The 17,582-nt window shown below is 74.2% G+C and carries 13 protein-coding genes and 1 pseudogene; 4 read left to right on the plus strand and 10 right to left on the minus strand.

Translation table 11 applies throughout. From position 1 onward, the window contains the following. Positions 1 to 38 precede the first annotated feature (38 nt). Complete coding sequence (locus tag Q1K26_RS05925; protein ID WP_300008227.1) at positions 39 to 242, plus strand: helix-turn-helix domain-containing protein; 204 nt, start codon at positions 39 to 41, stop codon at positions 240 to 242. A 43-nt stretch (positions 243 to 285) separates the two neighbouring features. Next, positions 286 to 1,080, plus strand: a complete 795-nt coding sequence (locus Q1K26_RS05930; protein WP_300008229.1) for a transglutaminase family protein — start codon at positions 286 to 288, stop codon at positions 1,078 to 1,080. Between the two features lie 66 nt (positions 1,081 to 1,146). On the opposite strand, the gene Q1K26_RS05935 is transcribed toward Q1K26_RS05930, so the two are convergent. The 3 genes from Q1K26_RS05935 to Q1K26_RS05945 all read right to left on the minus strand — a co-directional run bounded on the left by Q1K26_RS05935 (position 1,147) and on the right by Q1K26_RS05945 (position 6,203). Continuing rightward, complete coding sequence (locus tag Q1K26_RS05935; RefSeq protein WP_300008230.1) at positions 1,147 to 5,061, minus strand: vitamin B12-dependent ribonucleotide reductase; 3,915 nt, start codon at positions 5,059 to 5,061, stop codon at positions 1,147 to 1,149. A 147-nt stretch (positions 5,062 to 5,208) separates the two neighbouring features. Then, a complete protein-coding gene (gene nrdR / locus Q1K26_RS05940) occupies positions 5,209 to 5,658 on the minus strand; it encodes a transcriptional regulator NrdR (RefSeq protein WP_300008249.1) in 450 nt (149 codons plus the stop codon). 170 nt (positions 5,659 to 5,828) lie between these two features. After that, positions 5,829 to 6,203, minus strand: a complete 375-nt coding sequence (locus Q1K26_RS05945; protein ID WP_300008232.1) for a hypothetical protein — start codon at positions 6,201 to 6,203, stop codon at positions 5,829 to 5,831. Between the two features lie 592 nt (positions 6,204 to 6,795). On the opposite strand from Q1K26_RS05945, the gene lexA reads away from it, so the two are divergent. Beyond that, complete coding sequence (lexA, locus tag Q1K26_RS05950; RefSeq protein WP_300008234.1) at positions 6,796 to 7,506, plus strand: transcriptional repressor LexA; 711 nt, start codon at positions 6,796 to 6,798, stop codon at positions 7,504 to 7,506. Between the two features lie 484 nt (positions 7,507 to 7,990). Here lexA and Q1K26_RS05955 read toward each other — a convergent pair whose 3' ends face one another. The 5 genes from Q1K26_RS05955 to Q1K26_RS05975 all read right to left on the minus strand — a co-directional run bounded on the left by Q1K26_RS05955 (position 7,991) and on the right by Q1K26_RS05975 (position 12,932). Then, positions 7,991 to 8,947: a hypothetical protein gene (locus tag Q1K26_RS05955; protein ID WP_300008235.1), complete on the minus strand. Its 957-nt coding sequence runs from the start codon at positions 8,945 to 8,947 to the stop codon at positions 7,991 to 7,993. 35 nt (positions 8,948 to 8,982) lie between these two features. Continuing rightward, a complete protein-coding gene (hflX, locus tag Q1K26_RS05960) occupies positions 8,983 to 10,395 on the minus strand; it encodes a GTPase HflX (RefSeq protein WP_300008236.1) in 1,413 nt (470 codons plus the stop codon). A 52-nt stretch (positions 10,396 to 10,447) separates the two neighbouring features. Then, positions 10,448 to 11,275: a diaminopimelate epimerase gene (gene dapF, locus Q1K26_RS05965; RefSeq protein ID WP_300008238.1), complete on the minus strand. Its 828-nt coding sequence runs from the start codon at positions 11,273 to 11,275 to the stop codon at positions 10,448 to 10,450. A 2-nt stretch (positions 11,276 to 11,277) separates the two neighbouring features. Further along, positions 11,278 to 12,162: a tRNA (adenosine(37)-N6)-dimethylallyltransferase MiaA gene (gene miaA / locus Q1K26_RS05970; RefSeq protein ID WP_300008251.1), complete on the minus strand. Its 885-nt coding sequence runs from the start codon at positions 12,160 to 12,162 to the stop codon at positions 11,278 to 11,280. An 83-nt stretch (positions 12,163 to 12,245) separates the two neighbouring features. Continuing rightward, positions 12,246 to 12,932, minus strand: a complete 687-nt coding sequence (locus Q1K26_RS05975) for a hypothetical protein (protein ID WP_363320429.1) — start codon at positions 12,930 to 12,932, stop codon at positions 12,246 to 12,248. Positions 12,933 to 13,746: 814 nt separating this feature from the next. Here Q1K26_RS05975 and Q1K26_RS05980 point away from each other — a divergent pair. Next, positions 13,747 to 14,946 (plus strand): annotated as a pseudogene (locus tag Q1K26_RS05980) (DUF349 domain-containing protein); the annotation flags it as partial. Between the two features lie 560 nt (positions 14,947 to 15,506). Here Q1K26_RS05980 and Q1K26_RS05985 read toward each other — a convergent pair. Both Q1K26_RS05985 and miaB read right to left on the minus strand, forming a co-directional pair. Further along, entirely contained in the window at positions 15,507 to 15,965 is a 459-nt protein-coding gene (locus Q1K26_RS05985; protein WP_300008241.1) for a hypothetical protein, read from the minus strand. A gap of 38 nt (positions 15,966 to 16,003) precedes the next feature. Beyond that, positions 16,004 to 17,446: a tRNA (N6-isopentenyl adenosine(37)-C2)-methylthiotransferase MiaB gene (gene miaB / locus Q1K26_RS05990; protein WP_300008243.1), complete on the minus strand. Its 1,443-nt coding sequence runs from the start codon at positions 17,444 to 17,446 to the stop codon at positions 16,004 to 16,006. Between the last annotated feature and the right edge of the window lie 136 nt (positions 17,447 to 17,582).

The raw sequence follows: 17,582 nt of genomic DNA on the forward strand, positions 1-17,582 counted from the left end.
AGACGCTGATCGGGCGGGTGACGGAGAGGCTGGACACGATGGCTGCAGAGGTGCCGGAGGTGATCGGCGCGCCGTTCCTGACCGTGGCCGAGGTGGCCGAGCGGATGCGCGTGTCGAAGATGACCGTCTACCGGCTCGTCCACAGCGGGGAGCTGCCCGCGGTGCGGTTCGGGCGCTCGTTCCGGGTGCAGCGCGCAGCGGTGGAGGAGCTGATCCGCGCGGCACGCTACGAGGCGGGCTGACGCCCGACACGCGGCCGACACGGGCGGCTGCGACGATCGCGCCGTGCCCCGTCGCCAGGTATCCGCATTCATCGAGCTGGACGTCACCGAGCCCGCACTGCTCGCGTTCCAGGTCGCCGTCGCCACGCGCCCGGCGCAGGAGGCGCTGTCGATCACCCGCGACGGGGCCGCGGTGCCGTGGCGGGCGGTGACCGCACCACACGGTGGACGGCTGCACGTGCTCGACGCGCAGGTCGGGCGCACGGTGCTGGAGTACTCGGCCACCGTCGAGGGAGCCGTGGAGGTGCCCGTCGACTCCGAGTTCGACCGCCTCGCCTACCGCCGTCCCAGCCGCTACTGCCCCTCGGACCGCCTGCTCTCCCCCGCCGCCGCGGAGTTCGAGGGCATCGACGACACCGGCGAGCTGGTCACCGCCGTGCGCGACTGGGTGGCGCGGCGGCTGCTCTACATCGGGGGCTCGTCGGGACCCACCGACGACGCCGTCGACACGCTGCTGCTCGGCGAGGGGGTGTGCCGCGACTACGCGCACCTGGTCATCGCGTTGCTGCGCGCCCGCGACGTCCCGGCCCGGCTCGCGGCCGTGTACGCGCCGGGGCTGGACCCGATGGACTTCCACGCCGTCGTCGAGGCGTGGGTGGACGGGTCGTGGCGGGTCGTGGACGCCACGGGGCTCGCGCCGCGGCCGTCGATGCTGCGGATCGGCACCGGGCGCGACGCCGCCGACACCGCGTTCCTGTCCGTTTACCACGGCACGGCCGACCTGCTCACGGTCGGCGTGCTCGCCGTCGTCGACGAGCTGCCGAACGACGACGGGACCGCGGTGGTCGCGCTGCGCTGAACGCGCCTCGGAGCCACGACGCTGCCAGGGGCCATCCCCGACAGCGCCGCGGCTCCGGACTGCGCGTCAGCTGCAGCCGCTGGTGCTGCCGCAGCCCTCGCACAGGTAGCAGCTCCCGGCGGGGCGCATCTTCGTGCCGCAGGTCATGCACAGCGGCGCGTCCGCGGCCTTGCCCAGCCGCAGCTCGAGCAGCTCGGTGGAGCTGCCGACCTCCACCGGCGCCTTCGACACCCCGGCCGGGGCAGCGGCGGCAGGCGGTTCGGTCTCGACGCCCTGCCGCAGGCCCTCGACGTCGACCGTCTCGCCGTACTGGTCGGCCACCTGCGCCGTGCGCTCGTCGGCGGAGAAGATGCCGAGCTGGGCGCGCTTGTCGTAGGGCAGGTGATCCAGCGCCAGGCGGCGGAACAGGTAGTCCAGCACGCTGGTGGCGATGCGGACGTCGGGGTCGTCGGTCATGCCGGCCGGCTCGAAGCGCAGGTTGGAGAACTTCGAGACGTAGAACTCCAGCGGGATGCCGTACTGCAGGCCCACCGAGATGGACATCGAGAACGCGTCCATCACCCCCGAGAGCGTGGAGCCCTGCTTGCCGAGCTTGACGAAGATCTCACCCAGGCCGTCGTCGGGGTAGGACCCCGCGGTGAGGTAGCCCTCCGCGCCGCCGACGGTGAACGACACGGTCTCGCTGGGGCGCTTCTTGGGCAGGCGGCGCCGTATCGGCCGCTGCTCGACGACCACCTCCTTCTCCCCGCCGCCCGAGGACTTCGCCGCCTTGCCCGCGGAGAGCGGCTGCCCGACCTTGCAGTTGTCGCGGTAGATCGCCAGTGCCTTGAGACCGAGTTTCCAGCCGTCCAGGTAGACCCGCTCGACGTCGGCGACGCTGGCCGACTCCGGCATGTTCACGGTCTTGGAGATCGCCCCGGACAGGAACGGCTGGACCGCGGCCATCATCCGGACGTGGCCCATCGCGGGGATGACCCGCTCACCCATCGCGCAGTCGAACACCTCGTAGTGCTCGGGGTGCAGCGCGGGGGCGTCGACGACGTGGCCGTGCTCGGCCACGTAGGAGACGATCGCCTCGGCCTGCTCGGGCTGGTAGCCCAGCTTCGCCAGGGCCCGTGGCACCGTCTGGTTGACGATCTGCATCGACCCGCCGCCGACCAGCTTCTTGAACTTGACCAGCGCCAGGTCGGGCTCGATGCCGGTGGTGTCGCAGTCCATCATCAGGCCGATGGTGCCGGTGGGGGCGAGCACCGAGGCCTGCGCGTTGCGCCAGCCGTTGCGTTCGCCGATCGCCAGGCCGTCCTTCCATGCGATCGTCGCCAGCTCGTGGACCCCGGTGCTCGCCGGGAACGTGCGCACGTCGTCGTTGGCGGCGGCGTGCTTGCGCATGACGCGCTGGTGGGCGCTCGCGTTGCGGGCGTAGCCCTCGTACGGGCCGACGACGCCGGCCAGCTCCGCGGAGCGCTTGTAGGACGCGCCGGTCATCAGCGAGGTGATCGCCGCGGCCAGCGAGCGGCCGCCCTCGGAGTCGTACGCGTGCCCGGTGGCCATCAGCAGGGCGCCGAGGTTGGCGTAGCCGATGCCGAGCTGGCGGAACGCGCGGGTGGTCTCGCCGATCGGGTCGGTCGGGAAGTCGGCGAAGCAGATGGAGATGTCCATCGCCGTGATGATCAGCTCGACCGAGCGCTGGAACCGGACGCCGTCGAACTGGCCGTCGTCACCCAGGAAGGTCAGCAGGTTGAGGCTGGCGAGGTTGCAGCTGGAGTTGTCCAGGTGCATGTACTCCGAGCACGGGTTGGACGCGGTGATCCGGCCCGACTCCGGGGTGGTGTGCCAGTCGTTGATCGTGCCGTCGTACTGGATGCCGGGGTCGGCACAGGCCCACGCGGCCTCGGCGATACCGCGGAACAGCTTCCGCGCGTCGACGGACTCGATGACCTCACCGGTCATCCGCGCACGCAGCCCGAACTCGGTGCCCCCCTCGACCGCGCGCATGAACTCGTCGGTGACGCGGACGGAGTTGTTCGCGTTCTGGTACTGCACGGAGGTGATGTCGGAGCCGCCGAGGTCCATGTCGAACCCGGCGTCGCGCAGCACCCGGACCTTGGCCTCCTCCTTGGCCTTGGTCTCGACGAACTCCTCGATGTCGGGGTGGTCGACGTCGAGGACGACCATCTTCGCCGCGCGCCGGGTGGCGCCACCGGACTTGATCGTGCCCGCGGACGCGTCGGCGCCGCGCATGAACGACACCGGGCCCGATGCGGTGCCGCCGGAGGACAGCAGCTCCTTGGAGCTGCGGATCCGCGACAGGTTCAGGCCCGCCCCGGAGCCGCCCTTGAAGATCAGCCCCTCCTCGCGGTACCAGTTGAGGATCGACTCCATCGTGTCGTCGACGGCGAGGATGAAGCAGTTGTGGATCCGCAGACCGTCGGCGAGGAACTCGCCGGACTCGGTCTGGATGTCGAAGACCTCCTGCGCTCCGAGCGGCTCGACGCGGGCGACCTGGACCCGCTTGACGTCACGGGCCGGGCGACCCGGGATGGCGAACGAGGCCTCCAGCTTGGCCTCCTTCACCGGGTCGATGAAGCCGATCTCGTCGGCGAAGATGCGCCGGTCGCCGGCGTTCTGGATCCGGATGCCCCACAGGTCGTGTCGGTCGTCCCGCTTGTCGACCTTCTTGGCGACCCGGGCGAAGATCCCGAATCGGCCGAGGAGCGACTGGACCCCGCGGATCAACTGCTCGCCGATCATGTCCATCCCGACGAGCGTGGAGCGCTCGCGCGCCGACACGTACCCCTCGGCCTGGAAGAGACTTCGCAGGTAGCAGGCGACGACGGGCAGCGGCGCGGTGAACAGCTGCGGCGGCACGACCATGTCGGCGCCACGAGCCCGCAGACCCCAGCGCTCGACGAAGGCACCGAGTTCCTGGCCGTACAGGCGGGTGCGCCTGCAGTCCAGTGACCGGTCGCGGGTCTCGACGCGGCGCTCGTGCCGGTGCACCTGCGGGAACAGCGTGTCGAGTGCGCCGGTGACCCACTCCAGCTCCGCCGGGGTGACCGTCATTGCCTCGATCGTGAGTGACCGGTTGGTGCCGATCACGTACTGCCCGACGAACCCGTCGGACTGCAGCCAACCGGCGAGCGAGGCCTCCGCGATCTGGGCCACCTCGATCACCGACTCCCCGTAGGAACGGGTGCGGTGCCACTCGAGCGTGTCACCGGCAGCCAGCGAGCCTGCCTCCACCCACCGGCCGGTGCCCGCACCGGTGCTCTTCCACACCACGTGGTCCGGGGTCACGTCGAGGGTGTGCCCGGCCCTCGTGTGCAGTCGCAGGACGTCGCGGACCCCGTTGGCCTTGGTGGCGACGACGGAGGTCAGGCCGTGGGCGTCGAAGACCTTCGTGCCGACGGCCCCGCGCGCGACCAGCTCGCCGATCGGCACCAGGCCGGCGGGTGTGCTGACCAGGGAGTCGTAGGGCAGACATGCGGACACCTGCTGCGGCGAGCTGGTGCCGACGTTGAACCAGACCGGGGAGTTGAAGCTGAACACCTGGTGCAGCAGCATCCAGGTGAGCTCGTGGGCGAACACCTCGGCGTCGGCGTCGGTGGCGAAGTAGCCGTTCTCGACCCCGGCGCGGTGGTAGACCCCGACCACGCGGTCGATGAGCTGGCGCAGGCTGGACTCGCGCTGCGGTGATCCGACGGCGCCACGGAAGTACTTGCTGGTGACGATGTTGGTGGCGTTGACCGACCACGACGACGGGAACTCCACCCCGCGCTGCTCGAAGTTGACCGTGCCGTCGCGCCAGTTGGTCATGACGACGTCGCGGCGCTCCCAGGTGACCTCGTCGTAGGGGTGCACACCGGCGGTGGTGTGGATGCGCTCGACGGTGAGGCCCGCGGAACGGCCGGCCTTCGCCGCGGTCCGCGGGGCGGTCGCCTTCTTCCCTCGTCCGGACGTGGTACCGACGGTCTCGGTCATGACAGTTCCCTCTCCTGCGTGCGCGGCGGGCTGGGTGCGGATGCGCGGGAGCCCCCGCCGGCACGGCTGTGCGTGGTGTTGACGTGCGTCCTTCGACTTGTCTGCTGCGAATCGCGTCCGGAGTGCGGCAGTGCACCGGCCGTGGGATCAGGGCGGGGTGGTACGGAGTTCGGCGATCTCCTTCTCGAAGTCCTCGATGGAGGAGAACGATCGGTAGACGCTGGCGAAACGGAGGTAGGCGACCTCGTCGAGCTCGCGGAGCGGTCCGAGGATGGCCAGACCCACCTCGTGGCTGGGGATCTCGGCCGTGCCGCCCGCGCGGACCGCCTCCTCGACGCGGTGGGCGAGCTGCGCGAGCGCGTCCTCGTCGACGGGACGTCCCTGGCAGGCGCGGCGGACACCGCGGACGACCTTGTCGCGGCTGAACGGTTCGGTGACGCCGCTGCGCTTGACGACGGCGAGGACCGCCTCCTCCACGGTGGTGAACCGCCGGCCGCACGACGCGCAGGAACGCCTGCGGCGCGTGGCCTGACCGTCGTCGACCTCGCGGGAGTCGATGACGCGGCAGTCCGAGTGCCGGCAGAACGGGCAGCGCACCGCGTGCCACCTCCCGTCGACGCGAGCCACCGATACCACCACCGGTGGACGAACGACACCCATGTAACCACAACATGTAGGGGTGGCGGAAGCGGAGGTGCCTACCGATGCCGATGTGTCGTCCGTTCGGGAACGACACCGGAGCGGCCCTGCGCGCCGGGCGCGGACCGTCAGCGCGAGCCGACCCCTGCCACCTGCCCGGACGGCACGGGCACCGCTGTGAGGGACGACCCGGTGACCGCTCCGGACGCGCCCGGGGCGCGCGCCGCGGCCGCGACGTCGGCCAGCAGCCCGAGCAGCACCACGGTCACCGCCGCGAGCAGCGCCATGCCGATCGTCGCCGCCACCTGCCTGCGCCGCAGGATGTGGGCGGGCAGCACCGGCACCGGACGCAGCGCCCGCGCGGCCGAGCCGCCCCGGACCGACCGGCCGCGGAACGAGCCGCCGCGCAGGAACGGGTCGCGCAGCAACGGTTCGCCGCCCCGGGCCCGCCCGCCCGCGCCCGACCGGACGACCGCCGCCCGGACCGCCGTGCACGTGGGCACAGCCGGCCGACCGGCGGACACGGCGCCGCGCGGCCGCACGGGACGCGGGCCCGGTGCCCGGGACGCACGACGGGGCGAGGCCTGCACCGGGCCCCGCTCGCGTCGCGCCCGCTCACTCGACTCGCGCCCGCCCGGCACCGGCTCGCGCAGGGCGGTGTCACCCCCGCGCGGGCCCTGCGGGAATCCGGGCTCCCGACCGCCCACACCCTTGTCGTGCATCTCCTGCACCCCTTCCGTCGAATCCGCACCGGTCACCCTGTTCGAACATGAACGCATGTTCGAACGAACGCATGTGCGATGTGTACCACCCGCCACCGACAGAATCGAGATTTCGGGGCGTGTCGTTCGAACATGTGTTTGGCGGGTAGTCGAATCGGGACTACGGTCGTGTCCGAGCGGTGGCCACAAGCACCGCAGGCACCCACAGCAGTGAGGAACCGCCGCAGTGACGAGCCGCGGCAGCGACCGACCCACGACAGTGACCGACCCACCGCAGCGACACCGCGGTATCGACGAGGAGGCGCGAGAGACGATGGCACGGGACACGCCCGGCCGGTCAGGCGACGGCAGCGAGGGGACCGACGATGCGGCGGTGGTCGGCACAGCTCCCGGGGCCACGACCCGGGTGAGCACGTTCCCCGATCCCGCCCGCCCACCCGTCGGCCTCACGCCGAGGCAGCGCAAGGTGCTGGAGGTGATCCGCGACTGGGTGGAGCGCCACGGCTACCCGCCCAGCGTCCGCGAGATCGGCGACGCGGTCGGCCTCACCTCCACCTCGTCGGTGCACCACCAGCTCCGCTCCCTGGAGCGCAAGGGCTACCTGCGCCGCGATCCCAACCGCACCCGGGCCGTCGACGTCCGCGGCCCCGACGACCACCCGGCCGCCGCCGAGACCCACGACACGGGCGACGAGGTCGACCAGCGCCCCGCCCCGGCCTACGTGCCGCTGCTGGGCACGATCGCCGCCGGTGGACCGATCCTGGCCGAGCAGGCGGTGGAGAGCGTGTTCCCGCTGCCGCGCGAGATCGTCGGGGAGGGCACCCTGTTCCTGCTCAAGGTGCGGGGCGACTCGATGGTCGAGGCGGCCATCACCGACGGCGACTGGGTGGTCGTGCGCCAGCAGCCGGTCGCCGAGAACGGTGAGATCGTCGCGGCGATGATCGACGGCGAGGCCACGGTCAAGACCTTCAGCCGCCGGGGCGGAGGCGTGTGGCTCATGCCGGCCAACGCCGCCTACGAACCCATCCCCGGCGACGACGCCACCATACTGGGCCGGGTCGTCACGGTGCTGCGCCGGCTCTGAGCGGCTGCCCCCGGCCACGGCCACGGCCGCGCGCCGTGGCCGGGCACGGGCGTGTACCGCGGCCGGGCGCGGGCGTGGGCCGGTACGGGTACGGGTAGGGCGTGGGTCGTGGCCGGGCAGAGGTCGTGGCCGAGCACAGGTCGTGGCCGAGCACAGGAATGATCGTCGGTTGGGAACGCGGAGCCGTGACCGGCACGCCCCGCGGTTCCGGGGCGTCGATCACCTCGCCGTGCGCGCCCAAGATCAGCGGTTGGGAACCCCCGGCCGTGGCCCGCACGCCTCGCGGTTCCCCAGCGCCGTTCATCCCGCCCACCGCCCACACATGATCAACGCTTCGGAACGCGCAACCGCCCCTGTCCCCGTCCGGCGTTCCCGAACGTCGATCATGTGAGGCGACGTCCCGATCCCGACCCGGCACCCGGCACCGGCACCGCTCCCTGCCCTGCCCTGTTCACGAGGGCCGCACCGGCCGCCCCACCGGGTGTCAGCCGCGCCGCCGCCCGCGCAGGGCCATAGCCGCCCCCAGCGACACCAGCGCCCCCACCGCCACGCCGCCGCCGAGCAGTGCGGGCAGCCCTACCGGCGGACCGTCGTCCACGACCGGAAGCGCCGCGGGCGGCACCGGCGCCGGGGGTGCGGACGGCGCGACCGCGGCCTTTTCCACCGCTGCCGGCACGGCGCGCAGCTCCCCCGGCGCGCCACCGCGGGTCTCCGACGCCGAGAGCAGCGTGCCGTCCGCATCGAACGCGACGGCCTCGCCCTGGGGCTCGCCGGGCAGCGGCACCTGCACGGGGGTGCCGGTCAGTGCGGCCGCGAGGTCCCCGTCGGACACCGGGTAGAGCCATGCGTCGGTGTAGCTGCGCAGAGCCACCACCTGCCCGTCCGCCGACGCGCCCGCCCCGGTGACGGTCCGTGAGCCGAGCCCGCCGATCGGCCCCCCCTCGGTGTCGGACACCGGCAGCACCACCTCGGCCACCCGTTCGAGCGGCGTCGGGCCCTCCCCCTGCGGTGGTGCGGCGGTCCGGTAGACCCCGGCCCGCCCCCCGATCTCCTTCGTGATCACGAACGGCACGCCGGCCCGGTCGACGAGCAGCGCCTCGGCGTCGTGCGGGCCGTCGGGGTAGGTGAGCCGGTGCAACCGGGGCTCCCCGCGCGGGGGCACGACGATGACGGCGACGGTGTCGCGGGAGCGGTCGTTGTCGCCGGTGTCGGCCACCCACATCGCCCCGTCCGGGCCGAGCGCGAGGTCCTCGGCGTCGTAGGGGTCGATGTCCGCGGTGCGGGTGTCGGCGATCTCGCAGTCGGCACCGAGGCGGTGGATCTCGACCCGGCGCCCGCCGTCGGCCGTCGCCCACACCGCGCCGTCGGTGACGACCATGCCCGACAGCTCGGCGAGCCGATCGTCGGTGACGGTGCAGAGCACCGCGGGCGCGGCCGGCACCGGGATCGCCAGCAGTGCGGCGACGAGCAGCCGGATCAGCGGGTCTCCCCGCCGGCGACCAGCAGGAACGGTCGGACGACCGTGGCGAGTTCGGCCCCGACGCGCGCGTGCAGCCGCGTGCCGTCGGGCGTGTGCTCCTCGGCGAGGACCTCGCCCTCGGCGTGGATGCGCGCCACCAGGGACCCGTCGACGTAGGGCACGAGCAGCTCCACCTCGGCCTCGGGCCGCGGCAGCAGCTCGGCGATCCTCGCGGCGAGCTTGTCCATGCCGTCACCACGCTGCGCCGACACGAACACCGCGTCGGGCAGCAGGTGGCGCAGCCGGGCCAGCGCCAGGTCCCCCGCCGCGTCGGTCTTGTTGACGACGAGCAGCTCGCGCGGCATCGGCCCCTGCTGCTTCTCCCCGATCTCGACCAGCACCTCGCGCACGGCCGCGATCTGGTCCTCGGGCATCGCGTCGGAGGCGTCGACGACGTGCACGAGCAGGTCGGCGCCCGCGGTCTCCTCCAGGGTGGACCGGAACGCCTCCACGAGCTGGTGGGGCAGGTGGCGCACGAAGCCGACGGTGTCGGTGAGCGTGTAGGCGCGCCCGTCCGCGGTGGAGGCGCGCCGCGTGGTCGGGTCGAGCGTGGCGAACAGCGCGTCCTCGACGAGCACACCCGCGCCGGTGAGCGCGTTGAGCAGGCTCGACTTGCCGGCGTTGGTGTAGCCGACGATCGCGACGGCCGGGGTCTCGTTGCGCCGCCGCGAGCCGCGCTGGGTCTCGCGGATCTGCTTCATCGCGCCGATCTCGCGGCGCAGCTTGGACATGCGGTTGCGGATCCGGCGGCGGTCCAGCTCGATCTTGGTCTCGCCGGGCCCGCGACCACCGATGCCGACGCCGCCCGCCGCGCGCCCGCCGACCTGCCGCGACAGCGCCTCGCCCCAGCCCCGCAGCCGCGGGAGCAGGTAGGACAGCTGGGCCAGCTCGACCTGCGCCTTGCCGTCCCGGGATCGGGCGTGCTGGGCGAAGATGTCGAGGATCAGCGCGGTGCGGTCGACGACCTTCACCTTGAGCTTGTCCTCCAGCTGGCGCAGCTGGCCGGGCGAGAGCTCGCCGTCGCAGATCACGGTGTCCGCACCGGTGGACTGCACGACCTCGCGCAGCTCGGCGACCTTGCCCGAGCCGATGTAGGTGGCCGGGTCGGCGCTCGGGCGGCGCTGGATCAGGCCGTCGAGCACCTCGGAACCGGCGGTCACCGCGAGGCGCGCGAGCTCCTCCATGGAGTTGCGGGCCTGCTCGGAGGTGCCGGAGGTCCAGACGCCCACGAGCACCACCCGTTCGAGGCGGAGCCTGCGGTACTCGACCTCGGTGACGTCGGTGAGCTCGGTGGACAACCCGGCGACGCGGCGGAGCGAGGAACGCTCCTCGAGCTCGTAGTCACCGGTGGTGAGGATGGGTTCGGTCATCGTGGTAGGCATGCTCCCACGTCAACGCGTGGGATGTCCGTTCTGTTTCCAGTCAGGCGAGCGCGGCCCACCAGTCGCCCGCGATCTCGCCGTGGGCGACGAGCACCGCGGGTCCGTGCAGCACCGTGGTGTCGTGCCCGACGGTGACCCGCAGCCGGCCCCCGGGGGTGTGCACGCCGACGGTTCCCGTGTCGCGCCCGGCGTGGCGCAGGGCGGCGACCACGGCGGCCACCGTGCCGGTGCCGCAGGAACGGGTCTCCCCGACGCCGCGCTCGTGCACCCGCATCGACACCTCGGCACCGTCCCCGACCGGCGAGACGAACTCGACGTTGACCCCGTGCGGGAACAGCGCGGGGTCGTGGCCGGGGGGCCGGGTGAGGTCGAGATGGTCGATGTCCGTGTCGGTGACGCAGGCCAGGTGCGGGTTGCCGACGTCGACGGCGATGCCGGGGAACGCCTCCCCGTCGACGCTGGCCGTGCTCGCCTCGCCGACGGCGGCGGGCCCCATGTCGACGGAGATCTCCGCGCCGTCGACGCGGACGGTGCGCACGCCGCCGCGGGTGCCCAGCGCCAGCTCACCCGCGCCGAACCAGCCGCGGTGGGCCAGGTAGCGGGCGTAGACGCGCACGCCGTTGCCGCACATCTCGGCGAGGCTGCCGTCGGCGTTGCGGTAGTCCATGAACCACTCGACACCGGTCTCGGGGGCCGGCCCGTCGGTCAGCGCGGCCCAGCGCACGACGCGCAGCACGCCGTCGGCCCCGAGACCCCGGCGGCGGTCGCACAGCGCGGCGACCCGCCCGGACGTGAGGTCGAGGGCGCCGTCGGGGTCGGGGAGCAGCACGAAGTCGTTCTCGGTGCCGTGTCCCTTGCTGAACTGCACGTTCAGGAGGATACGGCGGCCAGCGCGCGCCCGGTGAGGTCGGGTTCGGCCGCGTCGAGCCAGTGCACGCGGGAGTCGCGGCGGAACCAGGAGCGCTGGCGGCGGACGAAGCGGCGGGTGGCCCGGACGGTGTCCACGGCCGCCGCGCACAGGTCCCCGTCCAGCGCGGCGAGCACCTGCTGGTAGCCCAGCGCCCGCGACGCGGTGAGCCCGTCGCGCAGGCCGGGGAGCAGCGCGCGCGTCTCCGCGACGAGCCCGTCGGCGAACATCCGGGCGACACGCCGCGCCACGCGGGCGTCGAGGTCGTCGGTGGGGCGGTCGACACCCAGCAGCACCGCGTCGTAGCGGGGCACGGCGCCCGCCGGCAGTCGCGCCGGGAAGGGGCGCCCGGTCAGCGCGATCACCTCCAGCGCGCGCACGATCCGCCGCCCGTTGCTCGGCAGCACGACGGCTGCGGCGGCCGGGTCGACGGCGGCGAGGCGCGCGTGGAGGGTGCCCGGGCCGTGCTCGGCCAGCTCGGCCTCCAGCTCCGCACGCAGGGCCGGGTCGGTGCCCGGGAACTCCAGTTCGTCGATCACGGCCTGGACGTAGAGACCCGACCCGCCGACCAGCACCGGCGTGCGTCCCGCCGCGCGCAGCGCCTCGATCGCGGCACGCGCGGCACGCTGGTAGGCCGCCACCGACGCCGTCTCGGTGACGTCGAGGACGTCGAGCAGGTGGTGGCGCACCGCGGCACGCTCGGCCGGCGTCGGCTTCGCGGTGCCGACGTCGAGACCGCGGTAGAGCGCCATCGCGTCGGCGTTGACGATCTCGCCGCCGAGCCGCCGCGCCAGCGCGAGGCCCAGCGCCGACTTCCCCGCCGCCGTCGGGCCGAGCACCACGACCAGCCGGGGCCCCTCCCGCGAGTCGGGGTCTGCGTGCGCGCGAGTCGGGGTCTGCGTGCGCGCGAGTCGGGGCCTGCGTGCGCCCGTCACGCGAGCCGCGTCCAGACCGCCACGTGGTAGCCGACTCCGAGCGGGGCCGCGGAGTAGAGCAGCTCCCCCGTCCACGACGCGCCGGCCGTGGCCCCCGCGAGCACCTGCCACGGCGCGCGGCCCGCGACCCACAGCTCCGCGGCCAGCCCCGGGTCGAGCGCGGCGAGCCCGGCGGGGTCGGCGGCGGCCAGGGCGCGGGCGACGGCCTCGTCGAACGGGCCCGCGCGCTCGTCGAGGTGTCCGGGGGCCTTCGCGGTGTGCGTGGCCGCCCCGTCGCCGACGACGAGCAGGCCGGTGGCGCCCAGCAGCGAGCCGCCGAGGGCCGCGCACTCGGCGGGTGGCAGGTCGGGCGGCACGAGCTCGCCCCGGATCCGCGCCGCGCCGTCGGCGGCCCATGCGGCGATCAGCAGCGGCAGCGGGAGGTCGGGATCGATCGGTGCCGTCGACGCCGGGTCCAGGCCGACGACGAGATCGACCCCGAATCCCGCGAACGTGCCGCGGGTGTCCGGACCGACCGTCCGCCTGCCGCCCTCGTCGGCACCCACCGCGACCCAGTCGGGGGTGGCGGCGGCCAGCCGTGCCGCCGCGGAACGGCATGCAGTCCGCAGCGCGGCCGTCTCCGCGGCGGCGCCGGTGGCCAGCTCGGGCACCAGCAGCGGCGGCTGGGGCAGCACGGCGACCATCGACAGCACGGGACCGGATGCTAGCCGCGGCGCCGGCGGCGGCGCCCGCCGTGCTCAGGACGCGGATGTCCGCGCCGCCGGTGTGCGATGGCACATCTCGTCGATCGGGAGCGGCCGCTGGCTGCGCAACCGCCACGAGCGGTTCCGCCGCCCGTCGGGAGCTGTTTGAATCGCCGCACGGCCGCCGGTCACCTCGATCGGCGTCGGCCGCTGTGCACGGCCCCGCCTCCGGGCGGGGCGCCCGCCGTCCGCGGCGGGCCGGACTACAGGAGGAACGGTGTCGGAGCAGCCCACGACGGAGGAGCAGAACACGACGGTGGGGACCGGCACGACGCCGCCGCCGGACGGGCCCGGAGCGGGCGCGCCCGGCGTGACCGCCGGGTCGCCCGGCGAGCACCTGGACACCACCTCCCCCGACGGCGCGGCGGCCCTCGACGGCGCGGTCGACGCCGCCGCAGAGGCCGCACGGCCCGCCGACACCGCCGCGGAGGCGGCGCCGTCGACCCCGGACGGGCCCGCCACGCCCGAGACACCCGCGGCCGAGACACCCGCGACCGAGACACCCGCGACCGAGACACCCGCAGCCCAGACCGGCGAGCCTCCCGCCGCCGGGGACGGTCCGGCAGCGCCCGTCGCGACCGGGCCCGCCGCCGCGCGACCCGGCCCTCCCCGACCCGGCCCTCCCCGACCCGGCCCGCCACCTGCCGGCCGGCGACCGGACGCCCCGCGCCGCCCCCGGGAGACCGCGCCGTCCGGCGTCGCTGTCCCGGTCGCACAGCCGTCGCCGGTGGCCTCGGCGAGCGCCGCACCGGAGCGCTGGGGTCGCGTCGACGACGAGGGAACCATCTACCTGCGCACGGCCGACGGGGAGCGGGTCGTGGGGTCCTGGCAGGCCGGTGCACCGGAGGAGGGGCTGGCCCACTTCGCCCGCCGCTTCGACGACGTGCTCACCGAGGTCGAGCTGCTCGCGGCCCGGCTCACGGCCGGTGGCGGTGACCCCAAGCAGGCCCTCAGCGCGGCCCGCGGGGTCCGCGCCGGGCTGGACGAGGCGTCGTTCGTCGGTGACGTCGCGGGCCTCGCCACGCGCCTGGACGACGTGATCGGGCTGGCCGAGCGGGCCGTCGCCGAGGCCCGGGCCGCCCGCGACGCGCAGCGGGCCGCCGCCGTGGCCCGCAAGGAGGAGCTGGTCGCCGAGGCCGAGACGCTCGCCGCAGAGGCCACCCACTGGAAGCAGGCCGGTGACCGGTTCACCGTGATCCTCGACGAGTGGCGCACCATCCGCGGTATCGACCGCAAGGCCGACGAGCTGCTGTGGAAGCGGTTCTCCAAGGCGCGCGAGGCGTTCAACCGCCGCCGCGGGTCGCACTTCGCCGACCTCGACCGGCAGCGCAGCTCCGCCCGCGCCCGCAAGGAGGAGCTGGTCGTCGAGGCCGAGAAGCTGGCCGGGTCGGAGGACTGGGGACCGACCGCCGCCCGGTTCCGGGACCTGATGGTCGAGTGGAAGGCCGCGGGCCGCGCACAGAAGGACACCGACGACGCCCTCTGGCAGCGCTTCCGCACCGCCCAGGACGCGTTCTTCGCGCGCCGCTCCGCGACCTTCGCCGAGCGGGACGCCGAGTTCGTCGCGAACGCCGAGGCGAAGAAGGCCCTGCTCGCCGAGGCCGAGCGGATCGACACCGCCGACCCGGCGGCGGCGCGCAACGCTCTGCGCGCGCTGCAGGAGCGCTGGGAGGAGATCGGCAAGGTGCCGCGCGACGACATCCGGCCGCTGGAGGCTCGCCTGCGGGCGGTCGAGGAGAGGGTGCGCGAGGCGAGCGACCGGCAGTGGCGGCGCACCGACCCGGAGGCCGAGGCCCGGGTGGCCCAGTTCCGGGACCGGGTGGCGCAGTTCGAGGCCCAGGCGCAGAAGGCCGAGGCCGCGGGCGACACGCGCCGCGCGGAGCAGGCCGCGAGCCAGGCCGCGCAGTGGCGGGAGTGGCTGGCCACTGCCGAGCAGGCCGTCCGGCAGCGCTGACCGACGCCGGGCCGCGTCGTGCGCGCCGGCCCGCGGCGCCCACCGGTCCGCCTCGTGCCCACCGATCCGACTCGTGCGCGCCAGCCCGCACGCGCGTGCCGACCCGTCTCGCGCGCGCCGGCCGCGCGGGTCCGCGTCGGGCGGCGCGGCGCCGAGCCGGGTTCTGGGTGCCGCCGGCGGCGCACGGAACCGGTGCGGGACGGCGACATCCGGACCCGGGTGTCGTCAGCGCCCGTGCCGTGATCACCGCCCGGGAACGGGCCGGCGTGTGGATCGCGGGGTGATCGTCGTTCCGGAAGCCGGGGCCGCCGATACGACGCCTCCCGGTTCCAAGGCGTCGATCACGGGGCGTCCCGGCACGCGGCCGGGACCGACCGCCCGGGCCCGGCAGCTGGGCGGTCGACCCGCCGGCGGGTTCGGCGGCAGGCGGTCCACCCGCGGGCGGCGCCGGTGGTTCAGGGCCCGGCGGTACAGCGGCCGGCGGTACAGCGGCCGGCGGTACGGCGGCAAGCGGTACAGCGACCGGCGGTGCGGCGACCGGCGGTCCCCCGGTCGGGCCGTCAGCGGCGCAGGGCGATGCGCACCCAGGACGCCGCCAGCACGACCACGGTGAGCAGGGCCAGCACCAGTCCGAAGCCCGGGCCGTCGCCACCGTCGAGCACGACGGTCTGGCGCGACCAGATGGCCCACACGCCGTCGACGACGGAGAACCCGCACCCCACCGCGCAGACCCAGGCCAGGGCCCACCACCGGGTGGACAGGGCGAGCGCGGAGCCCACCACCCCGAACCCGAGCGCGGTGAACGCGAACAGCCGCGGCAGCAGCCCGAGCGTGGGCTCGAGGCCGGCGAGGACCTCCCAGCCGCGCGTGGCGCCGACCCACGGCATGGCCAGCGTGGCCAGCAGCACCAGCACCCCGATCGACACGGTCACGGCGGTCGCACCGGGGTCGGTGCGCCGCTCCATCTGCGCCGCGATGCCGGCCAGCTCGGCGTCCACCGGATCGGGACGATCGTTCACGTCTGCTCCTCTGTCGACACCGGCGCCGTCGGGCCCGTTCACGAGCAGCCTCCCCCGACCGGGGCCGGGGCGCCGAACGAGGGCAGCCCCAGCCCGGTCGTGGGCCGCACCGGCGTGTCGTGCAGGTCACCCGCGCGCGTACGGCGGTGCGACAGCACCGGCCCGTCGGCGACGAGGTGGTGCGGCGCGCCGTAGCCGATCGCGACCTCCACGACGTCGCCCGGCCGGATCCGCGCGTCGCCGGGGGCGAAGTGCACCAGCCGCCCGTCGCGCGCGCGGCCCGAGAGCCGGTGGGTGGCACTGTCCTTCTTGCCCTCCCCCGCCGCCACGAGCAGCTCGACGACGCGGCCCTCCAGCGCGCGGTTCGCCGCCCAGGAGATCTCCTCCTGGAGCGCGACGAGCCGCATGTACCGCTCCTGGACGACGGCCTTGGGCACCTGGTCCGGGAGCGAGGCGGCGGGCGTGCCGGGTCGCGGGGAGTACTGGAACGTGAACGCCGAGGCGAACCGGGCGGCCGCGACGACGTCGAGCGTGGCCCGGAAGTCCTCCTCGGTCTCGCCGGGGAAGCCGACGATGATGTCGGTGGTGATCGCGGCGTCCGGCAGGGACGCGCGCACCTCGTCGATGATCGAGAGGTAGCGCGACGAGCGGTAGGACCGGCGCATCCGGCGCAGCACGTCGTCGGAGCCGGACTGCAGGGGCATGTGCAGCTGCGGGCACACGTTCGGCGTCTCGGCCATGGCGGCGATGACGTCGGAGGTGAAGTCGCGGGGGTGCGGCGAGGTGAAGCGGACCCGTTCGAGGCCGGGCACCTCGCCGCAGGAGCGCAGCAGCTTGGCGAACGCACCGCGGTCGCCGAACTCCACACCGTAGGAGTTGACGTTCTGGCCGAGCAGGGTCACCTCCAGCACGCCCTCGGCGGCCAGCGCCTGCACCTCGGAGAGGATCTCGCCGGGGCGACGGTCCTTCTCGGTACCGCGCAGCGACGGGACGATGCAGAACGTGCAGGTGTTGTTGCAGCCCACGGAGATCGACACCCAGCCGGCGTAGGCGGACTCGCGCCGCGCCGGCAGCGTGGACGGGAACACCTCCAACGACTCGGCGATCTCCACCTGGGCCTGCGCGTTGTGCCGCGCGCGCTCCAGCAGCACCGGTAGCGCGTGGACGTTGTGCGTGCCGAACACGACGTCCACCCACGGTGCGCGGCGCACGATCTCGGCGCGGTCCTTCTGGGCGAGGCAGCCACCGACGGCGATCTGCATTCCCGGGTGGGCTTCCTTGACCGGGCGCAGGTGCCCGAGGTTGCCGTAGAGCCGGCCCGCGGCGTTCTCGCGCACGGCACACGTGTTGATCACGACGACGTCGGCGTCGCCCGACACCGCCCGGGTGTACCCCGAGGACTCCAGCAGCCCGGCCATCCGCTCGGAGTCGTGCACGTTCATCTGGCACCCGTAGGTGCGGACGGTGTAGCTGCGGCTCATTGGTAGTCAGGGGCGCAGGGACCGCGTAGCGGTCCTGTTTCCCCATCCCCCTTTCAATCCGTACGTGCGGTTTTCCCGCATACGGCTTACCGACGATCTTCTGGACATGGTTACGCCGCCCTCGGGTATCGGATGG

The organism is Pseudonocardia sp. (assembly GCF_029263155.1).
Classification (GTDB): Bacteria; Actinomycetota; Actinomycetes; order Mycobacteriales; family Pseudonocardiaceae; genus Pseudonocardia.

Bases quoted from the DNA above. Each gene is read 5' to 3' on its own strand.
- Q1K26_RS05925 (WP_300008227.1), top strand. From the start codon at position 39: ATGGCTGCAGAGGTGCCGGAGGTGATCGGCGCGCCGTTCCTGACCGTG.
- Q1K26_RS05935 (WP_300008230.1), bottom strand. From the start codon at position 5,061: ATGACCGAGACCGTCGGTACCACGTCCGGACGAGGGAAGAAGGCGACC.
- hflX (WP_300008236.1), bottom strand. From the start codon at position 10,395: ATGACCGAACCCATCCTCACCACCGGTGACTACGAGCTCGAGGAGCGT.
- Q1K26_RS05975 (WP_363320429.1), bottom strand. From the start codon at position 12,932: ATGGTCGCCGTGCTGCCCCAGCCGCCGCTGCTGGTGCCCGAGCTGGCC.
- miaB (WP_300008243.1), bottom strand. From the start codon at position 17,446: ATGAGCCGCAGCTACACCGTCCGCACCTACGGGTGCCAGATGAACGTG.